This window comes from Shewanella sp. (genome assembly GCF_051658185.1).
Classification (GTDB): Bacteria; Pseudomonadota; Gammaproteobacteria; order Enterobacterales; family Shewanellaceae; genus Shewanella.
On the sequence record NZ_JBOFMC010000280.1, the window covers coordinates 11,336 to 35,874 of the forward strand.

15 protein-coding genes are annotated in these 24,539 nt (G+C 52.3%); 7 read left to right on the forward strand and 8 right to left on the reverse strand.

Annotated elements, in window-relative coordinates; all coding sequences use genetic code 11:
* Positions 1–87: 87 nt before the first annotated feature.
* The 4 genes from ACRCZA_RS10675 to ACRCZA_RS10690 are packed head-to-tail and all read right to left on the reverse strand — an operon-like array spanning position 88 to position 16,386.
* Positions 88–6,018, reverse strand: coding sequence for a beta-ketoacyl synthase N-terminal-like domain-containing protein (locus ACRCZA_RS10675; RefSeq protein WP_438674415.1), 5,931 nt, complete (start codon positions 6,016–6,018; stop codon positions 88–90).
* Entirely contained in the window at positions 6,015–8,243 is a 2,229-nt protein-coding gene (locus ACRCZA_RS10680; RefSeq protein ID WP_438674416.1) for a PfaB family protein, read from the reverse strand. The genes ACRCZA_RS10675 and ACRCZA_RS10680 overlap by 4 nt, the downstream gene beginning before the upstream one ends.
* Positions 8,240–15,526, reverse strand: a complete 7,287-nt coding sequence (locus ACRCZA_RS10685; protein WP_438674417.1) for a beta-ketoacyl synthase N-terminal-like domain-containing protein — start codon at positions 15,524–15,526, stop codon at positions 8,240–8,242. Before ACRCZA_RS10685 ends, ACRCZA_RS10680 begins: the two co-directional genes overlap by 4 nt.
* Positions 15,523–16,386 carry a transcriptional regulator gene (locus ACRCZA_RS10690; protein WP_438674418.1) on the reverse strand — a complete coding sequence of 288 codons (864 nt, stop codon included), beginning with the start codon at positions 16,384–16,386 and terminating at the stop codon, positions 15,523–15,525. The genes ACRCZA_RS10685 and ACRCZA_RS10690 overlap by 4 nt, the downstream gene beginning before the upstream one ends.
* A 478-nt stretch (positions 16,387–16,864) precedes the next feature.
* Between ACRCZA_RS10690 and ACRCZA_RS10695 the strand changes: the two genes are divergently transcribed.
* From ACRCZA_RS10695 to ACRCZA_RS10705, 3 genes are all read left to right on the forward strand, one after another.
* Complete coding sequence (locus ACRCZA_RS10695; protein ID WP_438674419.1) at positions 16,865–17,848, forward strand: 4'-phosphopantetheinyl transferase family protein; 984 nt, start codon at positions 16,865–16,867, stop codon at positions 17,846–17,848.
* Positions 17,849–18,071: 223 nt separating this feature from the next.
* Positions 18,072–18,608: a hypothetical protein gene (locus tag ACRCZA_RS10700; RefSeq protein ID WP_438674420.1), complete on the forward strand. Its 537-nt coding sequence runs from the start codon at positions 18,072–18,074 to the stop codon at positions 18,606–18,608.
* A 39-nt stretch (positions 18,609–18,647) separates the two neighbouring features.
* Positions 18,648–19,388, forward strand: coding sequence for a sporulation protein (locus tag ACRCZA_RS10705; RefSeq protein WP_438674421.1), 741 nt, complete (start codon positions 18,648–18,650; stop codon positions 19,386–19,388).
* Positions 19,389–19,532: 144 nt separating this feature from the next.
* Here ACRCZA_RS10705 and queF read toward each other — a convergent pair whose 3' ends face one another.
* Positions 19,533–20,390 (reverse strand): NADPH-dependent 7-cyano-7-deazaguanine reductase QueF, encoded by an 858-nt coding sequence (queF, locus tag ACRCZA_RS10710; protein WP_438674422.1) that lies wholly within the window; start codon positions 20,388–20,390, stop codon positions 19,533–19,535.
* Positions 20,391–20,449: 59 nt separating this feature from the next.
* On the opposite strand from queF, the gene syd reads away from it, so the two are divergent.
* On the forward strand, positions 20,450–21,100 hold the full coding sequence (syd, locus tag ACRCZA_RS10715; RefSeq protein ID WP_438674423.1) for a SecY-interacting protein: 651 nt from the start codon (positions 20,450–20,452) through the stop codon (positions 21,098–21,100).
* Between the two features lie 64 nt (positions 21,101–21,164).
* Here syd and ACRCZA_RS10720 read toward each other — a convergent pair whose 3' ends face one another.
* Together ACRCZA_RS10720 and ACRCZA_RS10725 are read right to left on the reverse strand one after the other, a co-directional pair.
* Positions 21,165–21,938, reverse strand: a complete 774-nt coding sequence (locus ACRCZA_RS10720; protein ID WP_438674424.1) for a Zn-ribbon-containing protein — start codon at positions 21,936–21,938, stop codon at positions 21,165–21,167.
* Entirely contained in the window at positions 21,938–22,315 is a 378-nt protein-coding gene (locus tag ACRCZA_RS10725; protein WP_438674425.1) for a hypothetical protein, read from the reverse strand. The genes ACRCZA_RS10720 and ACRCZA_RS10725 overlap by 1 nt, the downstream gene beginning before the upstream one ends.
* A gap of 146 nt (positions 22,316–22,461) precedes the next feature.
* On the opposite strand from ACRCZA_RS10725, the gene ACRCZA_RS10730 reads away from it, so the two are divergent.
* A complete protein-coding gene (locus ACRCZA_RS10730; protein ID WP_438674439.1) occupies positions 22,462–22,869 on the forward strand; it encodes a DUF3192 domain-containing protein in 408 nt (135 codons plus the stop codon).
* Here the strand turns inward: ACRCZA_RS10730 and ACRCZA_RS10735 are convergent.
* Complete coding sequence (locus ACRCZA_RS10735) at positions 22,866–23,120, reverse strand: DUF2789 domain-containing protein (protein WP_438674426.1); 255 nt, start codon at positions 23,118–23,120, stop codon at positions 22,866–22,868. The genes ACRCZA_RS10730 and ACRCZA_RS10735 overlap by 4 nt on opposite strands.
* Before the next feature lie 144 nt (positions 23,121–23,264).
* Here ACRCZA_RS10735 and ACRCZA_RS10740 point away from each other — a divergent pair, with 144 nt between their 5' ends.
* Entirely contained in the window at positions 23,265–23,903 is a 639-nt protein-coding gene (locus ACRCZA_RS10740) for a GNAT family N-acetyltransferase (RefSeq protein WP_438674427.1), read from the forward strand.
* Positions 23,896–24,201 carry an Mpo1-like protein gene (locus ACRCZA_RS10745; RefSeq protein ID WP_438674428.1) on the forward strand — a complete coding sequence of 102 codons (306 nt, stop codon included), beginning with the start codon at positions 23,896–23,898 and terminating at the stop codon, positions 24,199–24,201. The genes ACRCZA_RS10740 and ACRCZA_RS10745 overlap by 8 nt, the downstream gene beginning before the upstream one ends.
* Positions 24,202–24,539: the final 338 nt, after the last annotated feature.

Genomic DNA, 24,539 nt, shown 5'->3' on the forward strand with positions numbered 1-24,539 from the left:
CAGGCAAAGGCGACACTGTCATTTGTTATGTGCTGTTTGTTATGCGTTATTGGTTATCCGAGATAAGGGCTTGCTAAATGCGCAAGTTCATTCGGCTTCTTCAATACAGATGGCGATATCCTTCACCTCATAAATCCGCAGGCCATCTTTACTTAAGTTGGCATCGCCGACAATGATGCGTTTGCCATGCTCGTCACTCACGCGGGTGATGTGCACATCGAGCGACATCTGCTGGTTTAATGGGGTAATTTGGCCACGATACTTCCATTGAATTTCCGATAATATCTGGCCAAATTTAGGATTGTTAAAGCCAGCACCGAGATCTTGGACAATCGCATAGGTTTGCATGAGCTCGATGATGGCTTCGACTCCTAATGAGCCGGGCATCACCGGATCTTGATGGAAGTGAAATGGGAAGAACCAATCACTCGGATCAATCGTGCGCTCAGCGTATAAATAGCCTAGGCCCGCTTTGCCGCCAGTATTAACGATCTCAGCCTTGTCGATAAAGTGAAGCTGCCCACCGGCCAAACGGTAAAAAGGTTTGCCTTGCGGCGGGTTAAAACAGCGGTGTTTTTTATCTAATAGATTGATTTGGCTATCGGCGGCTATGCCATGTTGCACATGCCAAGGCTGGGAAGTTTTGCCGTTGTCTAGGCCTAACTGGTTTTTGAGCGCATCGGCCTTAAAATAACCAAATACCGCTTTACCTTGGTAGAATGGCTCGCCTTCGCAGCTTAATTCAAAGCTGAAATTTTGGATGATGTTACTGCCGGCAATCACAGTCGAGAGTAACCGTGAGTCGTTTACTATGGTCTTGCCGTGCAACGCTACCTGACGCAGTAACTTACCGCTACCGTCTAAGTTACGGAAAAACAGCTCTTCGCCGGGGAACCCTAAGGTGGTGCCCATATAGCCTGAGATAAAGCCATTGGGCTGCAAGGCGATCTCCATTAACACCGAATAGGGCATCACGGCGGGATGGCTATTTTTAGTGTAATACCAAGCCGTGGCGGGGACTTCGTATTCGGCGATGCAAGCGGAGGGCTGTTTCAACTCGCCGCGTTTGCCGTCAATGGCGATCACGCGCGTGGTGAGCTGCAGATCCCCACAGGGGGTGCGCGGCGGGATCAGGCCGCGATAGCTGGCAAAATCCGCGCCGAAGCAATTTTCAATGTCGCCCGTGGCAAATTCGAACAGGTGGTAGGGGGTAAACGGCAGAGTATCGGGGACTCGGTTAGCATACTTAGTGCCCGCTGGCGCAATGGGCGCGGGCACATGTTGCAAAGGCACGACCCCTTTATTGCGGGGCGCGGTGAAATCGGGGAGTTGCTGCATCAGCGGGGCGACTTGCGCTGTTGGCGTTGTGGCATCAAGCGGCGTAGCCGAAGCGATGGCATCGCGAGTCGCAGTATTATTCGCTGCGGCTGCGACGACATTCTTCGCTGCAACATTCTTCTCTGCAACATTCTTCTCTGCAACATGGTGAGCCGCGTTATCTGTCAGGTAGCGGCGACACTCGGCTTCTTCTTTGATCATCACCCCCAGATTTTGGAAATCCACCACGACTTTGCCATTGAGCAGAATATCGATATTGGCCTTAGCGTAGGGGCGTGGGCTCATACCGATTTCGGTGATCTCCATGCGATAGCTAAGCACCCCCGATTGCGGCAATACTTGGCCGCGACAACGCACCTTTTGTGCGGCGTGTGCAAGCGGTTGGAAACGCCCAGCTTTCACACCGCGGTGCATGCCAATATGCAGCATAAAAAATTGCAGCAACTGGCCACAACCTTCGGCCATTAATGAGCCCGCCATCACTTGGTCGCCCTTGAAGTGACAGGGGAAATACCAATGATCAGCCTCTAGCTGCTTATGGCCTTCTACTGAGCCTAAGCCCCAAGCGCCGCCATGGACCTCAAGTTTGCTTATCTGTTCAATCATCAGGAATTTTTCGGAAGCAAAACATAAAGACGGCTGCCAACCATATTGGGCTTGATGCGCTGCATGCTCGCCGCCAAAACAGCCGCCGATATCGGCGCTGAGCAGTTTATGGATCTGGTGGTAACTAAAATGCGTTTGACTGCAGGCGAGCAGCGGCGTAAAGCGCGGCTTGTTCGGATGATTGAATGCGAGGTTGCGGGCCTGGATTTCTGCTTCGGTGCGAATAACCCCTTTGCCGTCGGCCAGTTCCTTATCGGTGAAAAAGCCGGCGCAGCCCCCATCCATTTTAAGGATAAGTTTATCGCCCACGAAACACTCGTAGGAGAAGAAGAACAGCAAGGTATCGCCATTACGGGCAAAATGATTGATGGAAATGTGGTAGCGCAGGGTATCGCCCCCGCGGGGTAAATCGTCGAGGAAGGTGAGGGTGCAATCGAGCAAACGATATACCCGCTCGCCCTTGTTTTCAAAATCGATACCTAAATAGCTTATGAGCATCAAATCGCATTGCCCCGATTCGACCGCCACCGCCCAGGGGATTTGCCCATCCACCAAATAGGGGGCATCCCGCGGGATGTCGTATTCGGTGGTCATAGTACAAGGCTCAAAACGCCCCATTTTGGCGTTGAGTTGAGTGACCCGCGACACCAGCAAATAGTCCGTGGTGGGCAGGCGTACACGCCGTGGGTAGCTGTCGATAATGGCGTAATCGGGGCCAAATACCTTAGCGATATCACCTTCGGCATATTCGACTAAATCGGCATAATGCCAAATACAGGGTTTGTCCGCGGGCGTTGGCGCACATGCCTGAATGTTGGTTTGCGCTGGTGCCGTTTGGCCATTAGCGGTTAACTCATTGGCCTGCTGCGCTTTCATCAAGGTATCGGCCAGTTTTAAACCTTCAACGCGGCTGTGTAAAAAGGCTAAATGCGCCTCACGGGCGAGTTGCTGATTACGGAAAAATGCCGCGTCTGTTAACTCGGCTTGAGCGGCCTGTTGATTGGGCGTAGTGAGTGCATTCATGGGTATCTTGCTTAATGTCTCTTGTTGTCGGGCCGTGATTGGGCGGCTTGGTGCAAAACGGGCGGCGATAGTGGGCGATAGTGCCATGGCTAAAGGGGAGCGCGGGCGTTTGGCTGGCAGTGCCATCATGGTTTGGGCTTTTTGTTGTATTGCCTCAATGCCAGTGAGCGGTGTATCGAGAATATGCTGATAGATATCCCGGCCACCGAGAGTCACTTGTTTTATCAAGTGCTTTTGCTCCGACAGCGTTAAGTCTTGCTCAAGGCGCTGTTGCAAATTGTGTGCTTGTGCGGCGCTTTGGCGGAGCAATAATTGCGCGCAGTGACCTTGGCCAAACGTCGCCACCAGTGCGTGTTGTGCTTGACTTGTTAATGGTGCTTGCTGTTCTAACAACACTTGGTTTTTAAGTTGCAATAGTGCGCTCAATATACTCGCCATGCCCGCAGCGGCAAAGCAGTGGCCAATGGTATCCGCCGCTTGATGACGTTGGCTTACGCTCGGCAGCAGCCGATGGTGTGGCGGCGGTGTATCGACAGCTTGCTCAATCGCCATACAGGTTTCAATCAGGCGGACTTGATGGCTAGGCACCTGTGTTTGAGTGAGCAAATCATCGCAAATCCGCGCGGGGTTGCTAAGCCCTTGCGGGTTACCGGTCGCGCCAAACACTTGGCCGCATAACTGACCATAGCCGTTGTACTGACCATAGCCGTTATACTGACCATGTTGCGCTTGGCTATCGGCCGCGCTTGGCGGCATGCTCGTGAGCACGAATGCGCCCGCGCCTTCACCGACTTTCCAACCTGCGCTGCTGGCATTTAACGCCACTGGCGCGTGGGCATGTTTGAGGATCACTTGCTCGGCACTGCCGCTTAAATCGACGGCGGCGATCACCACTGCATCTAAGGATTCTTGGGATAACAGGTTTTCGGCGACATCGATACAGCGAGCGACCGATAATTCTGCCGCTGAAATGGTAAAGGCGGGGCCGTTAAAGTCCCACAGCGAGGCGATACGCGACGCCATAATGTTGCCAATAAAACTGGTGTACTGGTTCAGTTTGGCGGCATCGAGCACACTGTCCATGGCGATGGTTTCAAGGGCGAGGTACTCCGCTGGTGTGAGATTTATCCCTTGGCGTTTAAGGCTTTCAGCCAGTTGGGTGTGCAGGTTCACTCGGCCACGGAACTGGTGTAATTCCAGCTCGGTTTCCATCGCCACTAATACCGCCACCTTGCTGCCGGGCTTAAGGTTGGCATCACGAATGGCTTCATCGGCGATTTTGATCAGCAGCAGTTGCTGGGAGATCAGCCTATCGTCCTCGTTGGGCGGCACCTTAAAGCGCAAAAAATCAAACTCAAACTGGTCAATATAGGCGCCTTGCGGCACTGCGGTTAAACCACAGTTTGCCAAGATCTCCGGATGCTTATCTAAGCCTTTCCAGCGTTGAGTGGGCAGCGGGATAAAGGCATGTTGCTTGGCGATTAAGCTGCGATCCAGTGCGTTAATCGAAGATAACGGGCCAAAGTGCGATGCTAAGCCAATGATAGTCAATGGTGGATGTGGATAGCTGACCGTGGTGGCACTTTGCGGACTTGGGCTGCTGGTGTTGGCCGCGGGGGAGGATTCTAGCAATAAATGCGCGTTACAGCCGCCAAAGCCAAATACCGACACCCCGGCGTGGCGGCGATCATTCCCGGCCTTATCTGGCCAAGCCTGTATGTCGGTAGGCAGGTTGTGGGCGCTAAATAAGCCCTTGGGGGACGATATCGGCGCTGATAGGTTAATGCTTGGCGGCACATGCCCTGAGCGCATGGCAAAAATCATCTTCATGATCCCCGGCATGCCCGCCGCAGTGAGTAAATGGCCAAGGTTGGATTTGGCCGAGCCAATCAGCGGCACCGCAGTGCCGGCGAGTTTGTCCTCAAAAAAACGCTCCATCGACGCGAGCTCAACCTTATCCCCAAGGGGGGTGCCAGTGGCGTGGCATTCAATCACTTCAATATTGGCCGGGGCCGTGTTTGCCGCGCGGTAGGCGCGCTCGAAAGCTTGCACTTGGCCCTTGCTGTTGGGGCTTAAAACAAATTGGCCTTTGCCGTCGTTCGACAAGCCAATGCCGCTGACGATCGCATAGATGTTATCGCCATCGCGCAGTGCATCCTCTACGCGTTTTAACACCAACACCCCAGCGCCTTCACCAGCGAATAAGCCTTTGCTGTTACTATCAAAAGGGGCGGAAATGCCTTGGTCTGGATAGGCGTGGAAAATCGAGAAGCCCATGTTGATAAAAAAGGGATCGGCGCCCGATACCGCGCCGGCGAGCATCATATCGGCCTTGCCGGTGGTCAGGTAATCACAGGCAAGTTTAAGGGCGTATACTGAGCTGGCGCAGGCAGCATCGAGACTGAATTGTGCGCCGCCTAAACCAAGGGCATCGCTGACGAGTTTTGAGGCGGTGTGGGCGCTTGCGCCATTGGCGAGCGCCCCGTCTGGGGCATGATGTTGTGGGTGAAAATCTTGCAGCTGAAATGCGCTTTGGTTAAGTTTGTGTTGTAGCGCCTTTTCAACGACTTGATGATACAGCGGCAAAAAGAGTTCGTTGGAGCGGGCGGTGGGGAACGACAAGGTGCCCATCACGATACCCGTGCGGGCCAGTACGGCAGCGTTTGGAGCAATGCCGGCATCGTTAAGCGCTTTGCGGCTGCAATCGAGCGCCCATAAAAAGCTGTCATCTACACCGTTAAAGGCGGATTCTGGCAGTTGATACCCTGTGGCATCAAACTCAAAGTGCTCGATGTAACCGCCCTTATCGCAGTAAAAACGGTCCGATTGCCCTTGTACACCTTGGTAATCGGCAGGATTGGCCTTGAGCTTATCGCGGCTGATTTGGCTGCGTGAATCCTTTTTATCCAGCAGGTTTTGCCAGAAGGTTTGCGGATTATCGGCGCCGGGATACTGGGCTGCGAGCCCGACGATGGCAATTTTAGCCGGGCTGTTCGGCTCGCGGTGATGTTGGGTGCTGTTATCAATCGTCGGCGAATGCTGAGAACTCACTGGGGTTCTCCTTTAAGTAATACAGCTGAGGATAAATGGGGCGCTCCCGCACCCAAATGGGGCATAAGCGGCGCGAGCGAAAGCGGGACTCTGTGGCAGATCAGTTGAGCTAAACACTTGAGTAAACTCGTCAGCGCATCGGCACCCTTGGTATTGCAAGCCATCGCCACCGTTTTGGCGGCGCAAGGGGGCGTGCTCGCGCAGTGTGGCAGCTGCGTCCTTTTGCCCGAACTGGCTTGAGTGAGATGAGCTTGGCAGATTTTATCGATGAGGGTGCTGGTTTGCCGATCGGCGCCCACTTCGACAAATAGGTTTGCGCCTTGCTCATAGGCACGCTGAATTAGGCCGCTAAAGTCGAGCGGCGCGCAAAAGGTATCGGCAATGGCGCGGCCAATACTGTGGCTATCGATGCTGACGGGAGCCGTTTGCGCGGCGCTGATAAAGCGAATAGGCGATAGCTTTGCATCCGCGTTGAGCGCTTGCGTGTAGAAATCTTGCACTTGCCCATGGACTAACATGGCCGGCGTGGTGTGCATCGCGGTAACGCGATTGGCGGCAATCCCGCGTTTACCGAGTTTGGCCAGCAGGGCTTGACAGCTTGTTTCGCAGCCGGCTATCACGCAGCTATCACCTTGAATGATCGCGAGGTATACGCGAGGAAACTCAGGCAATAATGCGTTGATATCATCTCTTTTGGCCCGCACCACAAAGCTGTTCCACACTATCGGATCGTGGCTATCAAGCTGCCAGGCTTGGCGTACGGCGGTTAGCTCGCCAGAAATCGCATGATTGAAAATATCGCTATTTTCGGTGGCACTTATCATTGCATGGGGCGTTTGCCATACATCAAGGCTGGCCCACATCGCCGCTTCGCCCATGGAGTAACCGAGGGCCATTTTCGGCTGGATATGAAAAACCTGAGTCAGCAGCTTAGTGAACAGATAGCTGGCGCCTACGCCGCTAATCGCTTGCTGGCTTAAGCTCATGCCCGCCGCGGTTTTCGTCTCATCGGCGTAAATCAGTGTCGATTGCAGCATGGCACTTAAATCCCCCTCACGCGCCAGTTGCTGATAAAGCGTGGGGAAATACTCATGCAAGTTATTGAACATGTTTGGGTAAACCGTACCAACGCCGGGATAGACAAAGGTCAGTCCCGCATCCCCTAAGGGATGCGCGTAAAAGCAGCTCCCCGCGGGTGTTTTAACGGGCTGGCCATGATGAACCGCTTGGTGTGCAAGGGCAGTTAACATGGCTTGGGTTTCACGTTGAAGCTCGTCAATGGATGTTGCCATTAACACGAGGGCTAAGGGTGCTCTGGCATCGTAGTGTTCAAACCAACAAGTGAGTAGCTCGGTTGCAAAGGGCGTGTTTGCTGCGCCCGAGTCGAGTTGATGCGCCGCGAGCGCGCTCAGCAAATGTCGCAGTTTGGCGCTTAGCATCTCGAGGGTGTCGCCACTGATGGGCACCAGTAGCCTATGTGTATCAAGGAGTGCCTTCGCTGGCACAAGCTGCGTGCCTTGGGTGAGTATGACACTTTGGCAAATCTCCCCTTGATTGACAGCGGGAGTCCTTTGGCTTTTGGCAACAAGATTGAGACACAGCACCCGCGCTTGATGTTGGCCGCTAAACCAATAGCCGCTGGGAGGCGTTGTGCGGTTGTCGCCATTAAGCGGTGGCCGCGTGCGCGCGGCGAGGGCCATCACGCTGCGGCGCAGGGCGATTAACGCCTCATTGACTGAGTCTGCGGCGACCTGATGCTGCAAGGCGCAAGCTTGGCTACGTTTGGCTGCGGTAAATGCCGTCTTCGCCACGCTTAACGCCTCATTACCTGCGGCAAAGCTGGCAATGAACGCATGGGCATGTAGCCGCAGTTTGGCGGCTCTGACATCATCGAGCAACCACAGCGACAGGGGTTGCGCTTGAGTGTTAGACTGGGTTTGCACACACTCATTGAACCTCAGTTCAACCAGTTTGCCTTGCTCAATGGCGGTGACGGCTTGGCCCAATAACGCCGTAAGCGATGCAGGCGCTGCGGAGCCTAAGGCGGCATTTGAGGGGAAAAGTCGCACGTTAGCACATTGCCCTAATTTTATGGCTGATTGTGCCGTCAGATTGGCCGCATCGCCAAGCAGCACCGCGATGCGCAGAGGCTTAGCGCGGTGGTGCGCCGCTGCGTCAGCCATCGCGCAGTCAGCGGGGGCGCAGTGGGGGCTCGCTAAGTTCACTTGACCTGTGCCCCTGGGGGTTGCGCTTCTGGCGTGACAACCGCCTTATGGGCATCGCCACGCTTTTGCGCATTCTTATTGACGCTATGCTTATTAACGGCTTCCTTATTCAGCGCATTTTGATTAACCATCGGTTGATTGGCTAAAAAAGCACTATTGAGGTTTTTACTGATGGTGACCTTGGCGTTGTGCATCTCGCAGCTGATGCGGCCGTCTTGATGATACAAGGCAATATGGGCTTCAAGGGCGCGGCTTGAGTGTTTCACGACCTCAAGCACTAAGTAGCCGTCAGCGCCAAAGGCCAGCGGTGCATGGGAGATAAACTCCCCAATGCTCGATGGCAAACTCGCCGCGCCATAGTTGAGCCTCGTCCACACGAGCATCGCCTGCAGTAGCAAATCCTCCGCAAAAACCTGCGAGCCTTTGGGGGCCAGATTGGGGGCAAATTCACCGCAGTCTGCTAACGCCACCTGCGGTAAACTCACCTTGGCGATTAAGCCCGACGCGTCACACTGCAGCACCGAACTTATCCCTTGCAGTCGTGGGCCGTGGAACAGTGTGCCGTCGTGGTACAGTTCGCGCGCGGTGGTGATGGCAGCCAAGGCGGCTACATCGGCTACGGCAGTGGTTTTGAGCGGATGGCGTCGAGTTGTTGCCGCATCCGTTGGCGCATCAACGACTAACCGCGCTTGATAGTGTGGCCGGCCGTCAACGCTGATCAAGGCATCAATCTGGACGCTATTTAACGGGGCGATGACTACGGGCGTGAGCTTAAGCGCGAGGGTGATTGGCGCGCGTGTTAACGCACCGTGCGTATCGTGTTGTCGCATGCCAGTATCAAAAATAACGCCTTTCAATAGCTTGTAGTCTTGTACTTTGACATGCTGTTGTAGCATGTCAAAGGCGGCCTCGCGCATCCATTGAATTGCACACACAGTGGGTAATACCGGATGCGCATTAATGCAATGATCTTCGATAAAGATCATTGTGTTAGGGGCCAAGGTTCGTTGCAGTGTGATTGGGCTTGGTGTCACAGTCGTAAGCGCGCCGGCGTGAGATAAAGCATGCGGATCCGCGGCGTCACTCAACCGATCCGCTGCAGGCTTTTTTAGCTTGCGACCTGCAGTCGCTGGCGTGGCAGTGTTGCTCTGAGCAGCATTGCCTTGCATGTCCGTACCGATCAGCAATTGTGCGCCCGAGTGGCTCAGTAATTGGTTGGCAAATAACTCGGCACCCGCTTTGAGTGGGATCACATACACCCCGCGTTCCATAAACATGGTTTTTAGCGCGGCATTGACCATGCCACCGTCCCATGGCCCCCAATCAAAGCTCATGACTTTTGCCTTGGGCAGTTGCTGCGCCAGTTGCAGCGCGGCTTTGTTGAGTATGTCGTTGGCCATCGCGTAATCGCTTTGGCCGACATTGCCATAAAAACCTGCCGCCGAAGAAAATAGCGCAATAAGGGTTAATTTATCTAAATCCAATGCGCCAAGGAGATGACTAAGGCCTGTGACTTTAGTGCCATACACCCGGGCTAACTCATCTAAGGTTTTGTCTTGGATGTGTTTATCCGCAAGGACACCCGCACCATGAATAATGCCGGTAATGGCTGATAACTGCGTTTTCGGCACCAGTGTGCTGGCAATCTCATCAGGATTATTCACATCCAACGTTAAGTACTCGGCGCTCGCCCCCACGGCGCTAAAGGCTTGCAGTGCCGCGGTAATCTCAAGGCTGCTTTGCACCGGCCAAACTAAGGCGTTGACTTGTTTTGGCGTGGGTTTTTCACCGATCCCTTGGCGATGTAAGCTGTGAATGTGCGCAATGGCCGCCGCGTTAAGCTCGCTGGGCTTTTTGCCCTGTGCCCAAGTGGGGATGGCCAGGTGGCGGCTTCTGCCGGCAAGGATAAAGTGCGCCTTGCAGCGTTTGGCAAGACTTAAGGCACATTCAAAGGTCACGCCTTTCGCGCCGCCGGTCACCAATATGTTGTCGGCGCGGGTGAGATTCGCGGGAGGGTGGCGGGTAGTGGCGTTGCCAGGTACTAACGTCATACGCGTGAGCCTTGCGTCAGTTTCGCCCGCTGCGGCGTCACTCACGCCCACCTCCGTGAGCTTATCGGTTGCAAATAACTCCGCCATTATCGCGTTAGCAACTTGTTTAGCATCAAGGTGGGGCGCGATATCTAAGGCGCGGCAATGTACGTTTGGCCATTCGTGACTTAAGGTTTTAGTGAGGCCTGTCAGTGCCGCTTGGTTTAACTCGCTGTGGCTAATCAGGCTGTGGTTAAGATAACCAAAGCCCCCGTCGATACGGCTGACGCTGATAAAGCAGCGCTGAGCCTCGGGCGCTACAGCCTCTTTGGTTAACAGAGGCTGTAAGTGCTTGGCGAATAAGAACGCCTGCTCAACCGAGGCCTTTGCGGCATTCGATAACACGACTCCTTGCGCATCCGCTGAGGTTTTATGCTGTGGTTGCAAATGAATAAAGCCGGCAATCTGGCCTAAGGTTTTGATTTCATTAACCACTGCGTGGATGCTCGCATCGTCAATTGCCGCTAAGCTAAAGCTGGCAATGTGGCTATCGAGCGGCGATGCACTGGCCACAAGGCTGTTAGGCGATCGCACAACCGCCACTGTTATACCATGAGCCTGCAATTTTTCGGCAAGGATGCCAGCATGGTGGCCATCGTCAGCGATGATCATGCAGGCATCCTTCGCAAACGGGCGTGGCAAGGCCTGTTGTGCGAGGTCTTTTGTCAATAGTTGTGCTGGATGTTGCGTGAACTCAGCCGCCGCTGGCAACTTTTTTAGCACTACCTCGCTATGGGGCGGCAAGTCGATAATCGCTTCGGTCGCGCGGGTAAGGCTCTCCCCATTGGCGGCAGTATTTTGGCTGGGATCTCCCTTAGCTTGCTCTCGTTGTAGGGAAAAGAGGGCGACGATTTCACCGAGGGTGCGACACTCGGCCAGATCGCTTGGGTTTAACTCCGGTAAGCCCGGCAGCGCATCTTGCACTGTGCCTAAAATTTCCACCCGTTTGATGGAGTCGATGCCTAAATCGGCTTCCATATCCATGCTAAGTTCGAGCATGTCGGCGGGATAGCCAGTTTTATCGGCCACCACGGCCAGCATAGTGCGCTCGATTTCAGCGCCATCCTGTTTTGTTGTTGCAAACTCTTTTTCGGGGAGGATTTGCGCGACTGGCACTGCGCGGGTGGCCGCTGTTACGTCGGTATTGGCCGCAGCGGTTGCTGTGAGTGATGCCGCAGGCAGGTTCGCGTTCATATAGTTAACGATTTCACCGAGGGTGCGACACTCGGCCAGATCGCTTGGGTTTAACTCAGGTAAGCCCGGCAGCGCATCTTGCACTGTGCCTAAAATTTCCACCCGTTTGATGGAGTCGATGCCTAAATCGGCTTCCATATCCATGCTAAGTTCGAGCATGTCGGTGGGATAGCCAGTTTTATCGGCCACCACGGCTAGCATTGTCTGCTGTACATTCGTTTGCTGAATATTATTTTGTTGAAGATCCGTGTGTTGGAGAGCCGTTTGCCGAGCGCCAGTTTGCTGTGCGTTATCGGCGCCCATCCTCGGCGCGCTGGCTAACACAGGGGTTGCCAATGCGTTTGGCTGTGGCTGGAACGTCTGATGCTCAAGTGGTTGATGTTGAACACTTTGGTGCGCTACAGGGGGCGGCGTTACGTGTGCGTAGGCGGAGGAAGGCGCTGATTGCGTGGCAAAGGGGCGTTCTTGTGGCTGGGAGGCTAATGTTCGTGCTTCACCTTTGAGTGGCTCACTCGCTACCATCGGCGCCTGAGTCAGTAGGGCTAAGGCTGCTTGACTGTGACGACTTTGCTGCTGCAAAAATTCGGTGTGGCTTTGTAAGGTTTGAGCTTGATGCTGGTGGAATAACTCCATCGAGCGCTGCAGGCTCTCAGGGATAGTGATGCCTTGGCTTGCCATTTTGGCTTGCTCTATCATCAGCGCCGTGAAGGTTTCGCCGTATTGTTTCGGGATGGCTAAAAACTGTTGATGCAACTGCGCCGCCTCGGTCTGCGCGCTAAAAAATGCCGAGAGGACATCGCGATTTGCATTCGAAGATAGGGTGCTTGGTTGTAACGGGGTTTGCTCGCTGTTGTGATTGTTGTTCATTGTATTTTCCACTAAGACAACCTTTTCTACCGTTTTTTCAATGAGTTTTTCGACGATGACTTCTTTTTCCACTTCTTTTTCAACGATGCGATCCACCCATTGGACTTGGGGGGTAACATGGCCGGTGGCGAGGGAATTGGCCATTTTAGCTTGGGTGGCCGGGCTGACATAATTAGTGGCATTGAGTTTTATGCTCATGGCCGATGGCGCGCCCTCTTGGCCAATGTCTTCAGCGCAGGTGGCTTGATAGGGATCCAGCCTCATCAGAGTTATCCCAGCGACCGCTAATTGCACTGCCGCGATCCGTAACTGCCGGTCGCTGTCACCTTGGGGATTGGGGTTGATGCTCACAAGGCACAACTCACTTAAGTGGGCGCTTAGGGTGTTTTCGGCCAATTTTTGCAAGGTATTTTTGGGGCCAAATTCGACAAATACCCGAGCGCCTGCGGCATACATAGCCTGCAGTTGCTCGCTAAAACGCACCGATTGCAGCATATGTTGCTTAAAATCGGCCTTAATTGCCTGCGCATCCTGCGGGTGTAATTGGCCAGTGCCATTGGCATAGACGGGGATCTTTGGCGCACTGAATGAGGTGTTATCAATGGCCTTGGCAAAGGGCTGCTGGGCATGGGCGACTAAGGGGGTGTGAAAAGCCCCCGACACGGGCAGGGCGATGACCTTAAAGCCAAGCTCGCTCAGGGCACTCGCGGCAAGCTTGGTTTCGGCGGAGCCACCCGCGATGACCCACTGCGTTGGGGCGTTATAGTTGGCGATATGTACGTTCGCAAACTGGGCTAAACAGGCCGTGAGTTGGTTTTTATCCTCTGGCTTAAAGATCACGGCGAACATAGTGCCAGGATCGGCGGTTTGACCGTCCTGCGCGGCAGGGAGCTCTGCCATCGCGTGTCCACGGGCAAAGGCGAGCTCGACATAATCAGCATTTGTAATGACCCCCGCAGCGCACAGTGCTGAGAGTTCGCCAAAGCTGTGGCCAGCGAGCATGTCCGCGCGAAAGCCCGCCTGCGTTAACAGGGAATATTGGGCCATCGACAACGCCCCGATGGCGCTTTGGGCAAAGAGGGTGTGAGTGAGTTTCGCATTTTGAGCCTTAAGTTCAGTATCATCAAAGGCCGGAATAGGGTAGAGAATTCGCGATAGCGGCGTTTGGCCATGGCGATCAAAAACCTTATCGCTCGCCATGATTTGCTGGCGCATTTCGGGGAAATGGCAGGCAAGCTCGCAGCCCATATTCAGGTACTGAGCGCCTTGGCCGGCAAAGAGGGCGGCAACCTTGTTGGTGACTCTTTGGCTTCCCTCGGGCGCTTCGCCTTGCGTGTCGCATGGTGTGACTAAGGCCCGGGGCCGATAGCTTAGCCCAGAAGGCCATTGCCAGGCCTTATCTGGGTTGGCGTTAAGTTGGCTAATGGCTTGGATTAACAGTTGTTGTAACTCGCCGATATCCTGAGCCACTAGGCCGAGCCGGGCGGCATCTTCTGGTAACGCTCGCAGCGGATATTGCTCGGCGAGCAGGCGCAGGCTGTGGCTTGCGCTGCGATGGGGATGCTCAATGTGTTGCAGTACCGCTTGTAATTGACGGGTGAGCGCCTCTTGATTGCTGGCGGCAAATAACAGGGATTGCGGTACATGCCGTTGGCGATAGGCTGCGCTGCGCGGGTGCTCGCGTTGGTATTCTTCCAACACGATATGGAAGTTCGTGCCACCAAAACCAAAGGAGCTGATCCCTGCGCGCCGCGGCGTATTCGCCGTATCTTGGAACCAGGGGCGGGTTTGGCTGTTGATATAAAAAGGGGACTGCGCAATATTGAGCTTGGGATTGGGCTGACTGACATTAATCGTGGGCGGCAATACTTTGTGATGCAGTGCCAGCGCCGCCTTGATAAGCCCCGCCGTCCCCGCGGTAGATTTTGTGTGGCCGATTTGGGATTTCACTGAGCCTAAGGCAATATGCTGCAGCTGTTGATTGTCCTTGGCAAAAACGGATGCTAAGCCCTTAAATTCCGCGACATCTCCTGCGGCGGTGCCCGTGCCGTGGGCTTCTATTAAACCTACCGTGTGCGGGGCAAAGCCGGCATCATCGTAGGCGCGTGCTAATGCCTTGGCTTGGCCTTCGGGGCGAGGGGCATAGATACTCTTAAATTTACCGTCCGATGAGGCGCCAATGCCTTTGATTACCGCATAGATCCGATCGCCTTCGCGCTCGGCATCCTCTAGGCGTTTGAGTGCCACCATGCCGATACCTTCGCCGATCATCATCCCCTTCGAATCAATGTCGAAGGGCTGGATGGTGTCGTTAGTGGTAAAGGCGGGGGTTTTGGAAAAACTCATGTACATATAGGGCGAGTTGTCGGTGCAGACCCCGCCGGTTAACATCATGTCGCTGCGACCTTCGGTCAGTTCGGTGAGCGCCATGCGCATGGCGGCAAGGGATCCTGCGCACGCGGCATCGACCACACAGTTCATTCCGCCCAGATCAAACCGGTTGGCGATACGCCCGGCAATCACATTTCCAAGGGAGCCGGGGAAGGAGTTTTCTTCCCAGTGGATATATTGATCTTGGAACTTTTTGATCAGCATGTCACTGTCTGCATCGCTCAGCCCGCTGTGACTAAACACCTTTTTCAGGACCGGATATTGCAGGCGCGCATTCAGGCTATGGCCGATTTTTTGGCCACCGCCGACGCCTAAGGTAATGCCAATGCGGTCGCGATCATAGTCTGCGGGCAGATTGGCGTCGGCCAACACCTCTTTGGCGACCACTAAGGACAGTAATTGGGAGCTGTCGGTCAGTTCGAGAATATTGGGCGGAAGGCCAAATTCTAGCGGATTAAAATCAACCTCAGGCATAAAACCGCCGCGTTTACAGTAGCTTTTATCGGGCTGAGTTTTGTCGGCATCGTAATAATCTTCACTGCGCCAATGGCTGGCTGGCACCTCGATAATGGCATCGATTTTTTCGCAGATAAGATCCCAAAATTGATTAAGGTAGCGAGCATTGGCCAAAATACTGGCCATACCAACAATGGCGATGGGGGTATCTTTCAGGCGTTTATTCAGTCGCTTATCACTTTTTATCGCGTTAGCTTGCTTAAGTTTACTGGGGGTATGGCTCATAACGAGTCTCCACGGGCCGTGCGTTTGGCACTGGCCTGATATTGGCAATTAGCGACGCTGGTTTGTGGGGGATGTGCCCCAGGAAAGCGCTCTAAGAATGTGTGATAGTTGCGTACCAGTAACCGCCGTAAATGGAACGGCCCATGGCGTAATACATAGGCAATGTATCTGGTGGTCGCTTGGGTGTGACTGTCTTGATAAATATCGAGGTACAACCAATCACTGGCGCTATCAATCCCTAATAGTACGGACTGGGCGCAGGCTTGGGTCAACTGGGGGGGCAAACTGAGGGAGACCACTTGCACTACAGTGTCCCCATCGGTGCTTGGTAATGCCAACGCCTTGGCTAAGGTGGCTGGATTGACCGTATAGGTGTTGACGGCGCTGCCTTGGGCCACCGGCAACTGATTAAAATAGCGTTCCGGTACTGGCACCGCTTGAAAGGTATCGAGGCGTGATACGCCGTAGCGCTTTAGGCAGCGGGCGAGGCCAGAGCGTGACACATTGGGATTAATAAAGGTTTGGGTGGCCTTGAGCAGCCGATCTAAGGGGAGTTTTAATTGGTATCTTAGGCCTATCACCACATATTCTTCCATCGGGGTCAGCGTGGTGTTGAGATGGTGCGGGGTATGGGGACTGTCGACTATCGACTCCCGCGCGCGCCATTTACGCACTGTGGCTGGGGTGATATTGAATATTTTGGCCAAGGTTGCAACGCTCAGATCCGATTGCTGAATAAAATGGCGCATTTCCGGCGTGGTAGTTGCGTTACTGTGGCCCGTGCGCGGCGGGGGGCGGCGCGGTTTTAGGCTATGCTGGCCAAGGTGCGGCAAAGGTCCATCTGCTGTGCTTGTGCTCATTTTGATAAGGGGTATCCAGCATAATCTATTGGGACTTGGATAATCAGCCACTAATGCTGCTATGATGCCGCCCAAAAATCGCGAGCAGATCCAAGATATTATTGATGCTTTCTCTGTCGGGTAGGGAGATTACCTGAGGTTGGGGGACGATACAATCATCTGGGACTGTTATTTGCTGCTGGTGGCTTATCTCAGGATGCGTCAGTGGTAAAGCGAACGGGTTTGGCCATATTGTCTAGGGGATGTTGACCTTGGGTGGTGATGTTTTGCCGCAATTTGGCATAAGGTTGATGCAAGGCTGCGTCCGCGTGGTGGAGTCACTCTGGCCTTGCGAGCAGAAAGGTACCAGAGTTAATCACCTTTAATCTCGACATGGCAACACCCCCCAATGTGGGAAAGGCCGATTGGAATGCGCGTAAGGCCTGTTTTAATCTAAGCAAAGCAAAACAAAACACGGCGAAAGTCAGGAGAGCGCCCTATGGCAAATGTAATCCAAGGCCCGAGAACGGCCTTAGCGTTGGCGCCCAGCCCCAAAATCAGCTTGTTTTTTATTCCGTTAGGGGACATGGAACCAGAGCTGCAAACTAAGCTACAAGCTAAGGCGCTGGCCTGGTTAAGCGAGGATGAACGGGCCAAAATTGCCCGTTACCGAGCGCCGAAGGCGCAAATGCAGGCCTTACTGGTCAGGGCGGCGCTGCGCACGCTGCTGTCACGAATGATGCCAGTGCGGTGTGCCGATGGGACTGGCTATCATCCTAAAGACTGGTGTTTTGAGTATGGCCCTAAAGGAAAACCAGCCTTAATCGCCGCCCAGCGTGAGGAGACAGGGCTTGAGTTTAATCTCAGTCATAGCGGTGAGTGGTTGTTGATTGGAGTACTTCATGCGGCAGCTGCACCGTCCAGTCTGTTTGGCGTTGATATTGAGCGCTCAAGACCCAAAACCCATATCGACCCGATTTTACATCATTATTTTTCAGCACAAGAACAAGCGGCCTTGCGAGCCCTTAGCGATGTCGCGTGTCAGCGTCAGCGCTTTTTTGATTTATGGGCGTTAAAGGAATCCTATATTAAAGCAACCGGGTTAGGCTTGGCTCAGTCACTGCAATCTTTTCGCTTTGACTTGGCGCCAACGGAGCCTGCCGATGGCGCACCAATGGCACCCATTGAGCAAGTTGAACAAGCAGAACAAGCAGAACAAGCTTGGGGCCCCGCGTTTACCTTAAGTTGCGATGTACCAGCATTATGGGAGAGCGGCAGCGTCAAGCCGTCTGAAAGGCTTTATCCTTGTGCGCCCATTTTGGGGGAGGCATTAGCTAAGACGCACCAATGGCAAAGTTATTTAGGACGTTTAAATCCAGAGTATCGTTTTGCGATTAGCCTTGGGCAAGTTGGCCCACAGCTCGTCCCTGCGGCATTTGAATTTAAGCTTTGCAGTATTCACGCCCTCTTGGCGGCCTATTGAGTTGCAGGCTTTTAGCCGCCGTTACGTTAAACGCTGATGGCGCAACATGCTAATGCACAAAAGCTAAGGCACAAAAGCCAATCCATAAAAAATGCACAAAAAATGCACAAAAGCTTAGGCAAAAAAGTGTGAATGGGTTTTAGCTTAACTTGAGATGATTCATGTTCGGTTAAATAGTGTGACTTATAGTTGGCGTTCATCAACAGGTTCACGGAGTGTACACATGTATAAGCGACGATTCCGACTACCTCACGTAGTCTCCCTTGCCACATTGCTATTACTCGGCGGTTGTGGTTATTTTGGTAGCGATGAAAAACTGCAATTGGAGCAGGCATGGTTAGCGCAGGATCCTCAGTTAAAGCAAGTCGTTGAACACATTCGGGCGAAGGGAATTGATGTCGTTGCGCAAAGCGCGGCGGCGGGCACTGTCTCAGCTTGTGTTGCTGAGAAACTCAAGCAAGATCCTTTGGGTAAGTTAGTCGATGTGGAAGGCGCGTTGGTTGAGTCAGCAAAAGTGGCTGAATTATTAGGAGATTTACAGCGGGTAATGGAGCAAGAGGTGAGCATTGAGCAAATCACCAGTCTGTTGCAAAAAGGGGCTGATGTGACTGCCTATGCTAAAAGTCTGATTGAGCAGCAAGGCTTAGAGCAAGCTATTCAAAGTCTTAAGCAAATGGCCCTGGCTAGCGAACAGTTTGCTCAGCAGGATCTCGGCGCTCATTTCCAGCAGCTCTTGCAGGAATGCAAAGCGAGCAATTGAGTCGTTGAATGGGTGCGGGCAATAACATAAGGACAGAGCATGTTTAAGCAAATATTGGCTTCAGTAGGGGTTGGCGGCGCGACTGTGGATACTCAAGTCGCGGATCATCACTTGCAACCGGGGCAGAGCTTTCAAGCAACCATCGTGATTAAAGGCGGTGATGTATCCCAGCAGATCTCTGGGCTTGATCTTGCTTTAATGACGAAGGTGAAAGTCAATAATGATAACGGGGGATATGTTAAAAATTATCCACTGGCGCGCTGGCGCATAACCGAATCCTTTGAGATCAAGGCCGGTGAAGTACGCGAAATCCCCTTTACCGGGCAATTGCACCCAGAAACGCCCTTTACACGCTTACCTGTGCGCAATAATCAATCCAAGGTATGGTTACAAACCGGGGTGGATATCGATATGGCATGGGATCCCAGCGATATCGATACGTTAGAAATTACGCCCACAAAGGTGGCTCAGCATCTGTTGACTGCGATGGATAGCCTAGGTTACGTCTTGAATAAAGCCGATGTTGAGCTGGGAGTGTTAACGACCAAGGGCTTTAGATCGACCTCAGGTTGTTATCAAGAGTTGGAGTTTAGGCCACGCAATATTGGCTTTAATACGGTGCGGGAAGTGGAAATATCCTTAGTTTGTGATGTCACTCAAACCCATGTGTTAATCGAATTAGAGCGTGCTTTTCGTGCCGATGACTATCGTTATTTTACCTTGGCTAATGATGCCCCGTTTGCCCAAGTGCTAGAGAGTGTGCGCGCTAATCTGCGTTGATGAGTATGCTGTGATGTTATGTTATGTTTGCGCTGATGTACCGCTAGGCGAGTGGAGCTTGGCCATTAGCGCAGAACAGTGTGAATTTACGCATCGCCAGGGCATTCGCGTTAGCACCGCTTGGGTGTTAACGCGAATACGGGATTATTGTCTTGCAAGGCGATGATTTTCACCGGGATGCTCAAAATCGCTGCGATAGGGGTTAATGTCTAAGCCACCACGGCGGGTATAACGAGCGTACACGGTTAATTTAGTGCAGTGGCAATAACGCTTTAGATCCACAAAAATCCGCTCGACGCACTGCTCATGAAATTCATTATGCTGGCGAAAGGAAATCAAATACCGCAGTAACTTTTCGCGATCGATTTTGGGGCCTTGATAGCGGATCATCACGCTTCCCCAATCCGGTTGTGAAGTAATTAAACAATTGGATTTGAGTAAATTGGAGTTGAGCGTCTCGGCGACAATTTGCTTATCATCTGTGCTGTGCTCAAGGTAATTGGGGTTAAAGTCATAGTCGCTCACCTCAATATCAAGATCGTCAATGCAAGTGCCGGGTAATTCTACAATACGTTGAATGGCAAAATTTTTAGGCTCGATGATCTTCACCGTCACCGTGCCTTGAGCGCAGTGGCTTAGGTCTTTGATTAAGGTTTTTTGGAGCGTGTCGATACTGTCAAACTTAGTTTGATTAAAACTATTGAGATACAGTTTAAAGGATTTTGACTCAATCAAGTTCTGGCTATCATAGCTCAAATGAATATCGGCAATGGCGACCATCGGCTTGCCCTTAGCATTTAGCCAAGATAGCTCATAGCCAGTCCAGATATCGCTGCCGTGGAAGGGCAAGGTGCCTGTCAGATCAATTGCATTGCGATTGAGCGAGCGTGGAACCCCTTGCAACAGCGATGCATCATACTCAGCCTGATAGTGTGTGATCTGTCCTAAGGTAAGGCCAGCAAGCTCTTTTGCATCACTGTAGGGATCGTGATTTTGTGTCATCAATACTGTTTCCATGTCAAAATAGGGACACATTATACCTTAAATTGGAATGTGCTTAAGTGTCTTGTTTGCCTGCCCTCAATAAATTTTTGCAAAATTATCATCAAGCTTACCTCACGACCTTAGGCGAGCTGCCGCGCTATTACCCACAGGGTGAGCCATCTTTGTGTATTCAAGGTGAATATGTTGAGGCGTCCACCGAGGCGGTAAGTTGGTTACCTGTTAAGCGCGAGCCGCCCGGCAGTTTTGCCAATGTTGAGCATGCTCTCGAGCTGACCTTGTGGCCTGATATTCATCCCTTTTATGGACACTATTTTGCCGCGCCTGTGCTGTTTGACTCCAACTGGGGCTCAGGGGAATTGCTACAGGTATGGAACGGCGCGGATTTTGATGCGTTGCAGCAAAATATCATTGGCCATTTAATGATGAAACAACAGCTAAAACAGCCCCTCACTTGGTTTATTGGGTTACTCGATGACGGCGAAAAGATGTTAACGGTCAATAATGCTGATGGTAGCGTGTGGATAGAAACCCCGGGGGAACTGCCCTCGGAGCAATTATCCCACAGTTTGGCAGAGTTTATTGCGGGGTTATCACCGCGCATTGCTCCGCCTGTTAAGCATGAAGAATTACCTATGCCAGCGCTGGAGCATCCGGGGATGTTAGCGAGTTTAAAACGCATGTGGCATAACCTGATCGCAAAGCGATAAGGGGGATTGGTCGCTAAGCAAACGCGATATTGCTTTCAGTTTGCTTAGCCACCAAGATGATGGCTTATTGATGATCCCAAGACAAATTTGACACGATGCGGCAGGGCTCGCAGCGAAAGTGGAACATATCCAACAAAGGTTCCTCGAGTTGCCAGCGGTGACTGCCACAACGCGGACAGGGGCGAGCGAGTTCTGAGGCGAGATCTTGGCCGCCGACCCGATACAAATAATAGTAAGTCGGGATCTTGGTTAAATATTCAATTCGGCCACGTAAATCCCAACCTCTTCTAAACAAGTCACTTTGTGGGCTAGATAATTCGTCTAGCGCGGCAAATTCTGCTTGAGTCGCGGCGGCCATTTGCAATTCATCACAGGCCTGCCATTCGCTCTGCCAACGGATAATCCGTTTATGATCGCCATTAAAGGTGGCGGGGATCTGATACAGCGGGATAGGCAATAAGTTGTCACCACTGCGTAGCGGTGAGCACATGTGCACATAGCTGGTATACAGCAGTTGCCAGCTCGGCGGCTCAGTATTACTGACCTCAGAATTAATATCTTGTCCGATAAACTTTTCTCGCGGGGCTAAAAGCTTAGCGTCAGTTAATTCGGCCAGGGCTTGTTTTACCCATGGGCTGTGGTAACGGTGTGCCAAACTGTTTTTTTCTGGTGTCAGTAGGCGCACGCGAAATTCGCCATCATTAAACGCCACGGCAAACTCGCGCCCAAGGACTTGGCCATTGGCGCGAAACGCTTCTAATAGCTGATTAATTGCCTTCTCGGCCGCCGTGATAGTGGTATCGGCAAAACATTCAAAGCGCAGTTCAGTGACAAACATTACTCGGGGTTTCCTTGGGTGGCTGAGAGGTTAAGGTGTTGTTTAAGCTCAAGCAGTTCATTTTGTAATTGCACTATCTGCGCCTGTTGCTTGGCGATAAGCTGGGTAAAATAGGCTTGTTGTGTTGCCAATTGCTCCGCTAATTGTGTCATCGACACTGTCTGGGTGACGGGGGCGCTGGCTTGTGGGTTGATGGGCGGTTCAATCAAGCGCTCGCGCTCCGCCTTGGGGAGGGCTTTAAATTGTTGTAGGCCTTGGATTAATAACGGCAGGGGCAAACTGGTACCTAAGCGGGTTTTTAACAGCGCTAAACTGGGGGTTTTACCACTGACTTCGAGGGCGCGCGCCGCCGCTAACACTTGGTCTATTGGACTCATGATGAGTGAAATTCCTTACTTTTGAGTGTGCTTAAGAGCATCAAGTCGTTGCCTACAGTATCTTTTTTGTTTTAAAACAACGCATTAATCTTTGGCATGTGTTTTGCTGAGTTGAGCATCTTAACAACAATGACATAGGATGGCACATTATGAACACTCGGTTAACACAACAACTCATCGCCGTGACGCTTTTTGGGGTTGCAAGCTTAGGGCTTAGCGGCTGTGTGGTCAATGTTGGCGATGGGGAGGCCCAATCACAATGGCGCGAGTCTTGGCAGCAACAGCAGGAACAAAACCGTACCTATTTAACCAAACTTAGCTTGGGAATGTCTCAGGATCAGGTGATGACGCTGATGGGCACGCCAGAAATGAGTGAGGCCTATATCCAGCAAAGTGCGCAGCAGGGCGAAGCGCCTAAAGAAGTCTTAGTGCTCTTTTATCGCACCCAACGCAATCAAGAGGATGGCAAAACCACCAAGGATGAATGTACCCCCATCGTCTTTCGCAATAATGCTTTAATCGGGTGGGGGGAAACCGCCTACAGTAAAATTTAGCGGCCTGCGGGCGTAGAGCCCGACTTACGCAGCTGAGTATCCAACTGTTCGATGACTTCTGTCCACTGAGCATCGGCGTCTAACGCCTCTTGGATAAAATTCTTTTGCGAAGCCGTCCAAAAGGCGGCTTGGCTTAAGGGAGTATGTCTATCCATCTGGTGATGGACGATAAACGCTGCTATGGCTTCTGGAGTGCTGTCTAATCCGAGTTGTTCAAATAAATGGTGTAAATTGGTTTTGGTCGTGTCCATCTTATTGCCCCGAGTCGGAAGGGATTATGCTGTGCCGCTATGGCGCCGTTAAAAATTCAACGTTGTTCAAAATTTGCACTTTTAGCATAGCTTGGTACAGTGATATATCCCATTGGAGTGGGCTTTATATCAAGGATATTTACCATGGACCATAACATGTTAGACGAGTGTCGCGCCGTGTATTTGACCGCAGAAGATTTACGGGTTGCGGCTTCCATTCTTTACAATGCTTATCATGATGATCCTTTGTTCATCGCATCCTTTTCATGCTCCGACAAGGTGGCCTACGAACAAAAATTACGCGCGGCAATTCGCGAAGAACTCAATTCGCTTTGGCAACAAAAACAAGCGTTAATTGGTTTGTTTGACCAAGAACGACTGGTAGGCGTTGCTGGGGTTATCACTCAGGATGTGCCGCTAGGCGAAGGGCGTTACTGGCATTGGCGGCTAAAAATGTTACTGGGGACCGGCTGGCAATCTACCCAAGCACTGATGAAGAAAGAGGCTTGCATATTGGAGCGCTTACCCAGTGAACGTTGTGGGATCCTGCAATTTATTGCTCTCGCCCCCAGTGAGCAGCATAAAGGTTTAGGGCATCAATTGGTCCAAGCCGTGGTGAGTTGGTGTGATGAGCAAGTGGCCTTGGATGGCATTGGTGTGTTTACCACCCAAGAGACACACAGCCATTTATTTACGCAGCATCAGTTTGTGTCCCTCGGGGAGTTAGTGATTGGCACTGTGGCCGGACAATTATTATTTTACGCGAGTCAAAAAGATGAATAAGCGTTATCGCAGCTTTGGGGAATTTTATCCTTTTTACCTCTCCCAACATCAACATCCCGTGTGCCGGCAATTACATTTTATTGGCAGTAGCTTAGTATTATTGCTACTTGGCGTGGCGCTCGTGACTCAGACGGTCTGGTTAATGTGGTTGATCCCCATCGTGGGCTATGGCTTTGCTTGGGTTGGACACTTTGTGTTTGAGCGCAATAAACCCGCGACCTTCCAGCATCCCCTCTACAGCTTGATGGGAGATTGGTTGCTGTTTGCCCAAATGCTTAAAGGCGGCTGTAAGCGATAATCGGCGCTGCATTCACCTCTGTCCGTTGAGTCAGCGTTTGTATATGGCGTTGAAGCTGTAATGGCAGGCTCAATAGCAGAGCTCCTCGGTATTAAGCTAAGGTAAGTGAAGCTCTCTCAAGCGGTGCCGCTCGCTAAAATTGCCAGACTTGGTGTGAGAGATCTCTTACAGGTATGTAAGCCATTTGTTGGGCTTTAGGGGTGGGATATCACTCGCTATAAATTTAAATCATTAAGTTTCAATATCTTAAGTTTTTTGGGTGATGTTGCATTTTGTCTGTGGGTTAACATTTTTCTTGTACTGATCTGCCCATGTGAATCAAAGAGCGTAGAATTCAT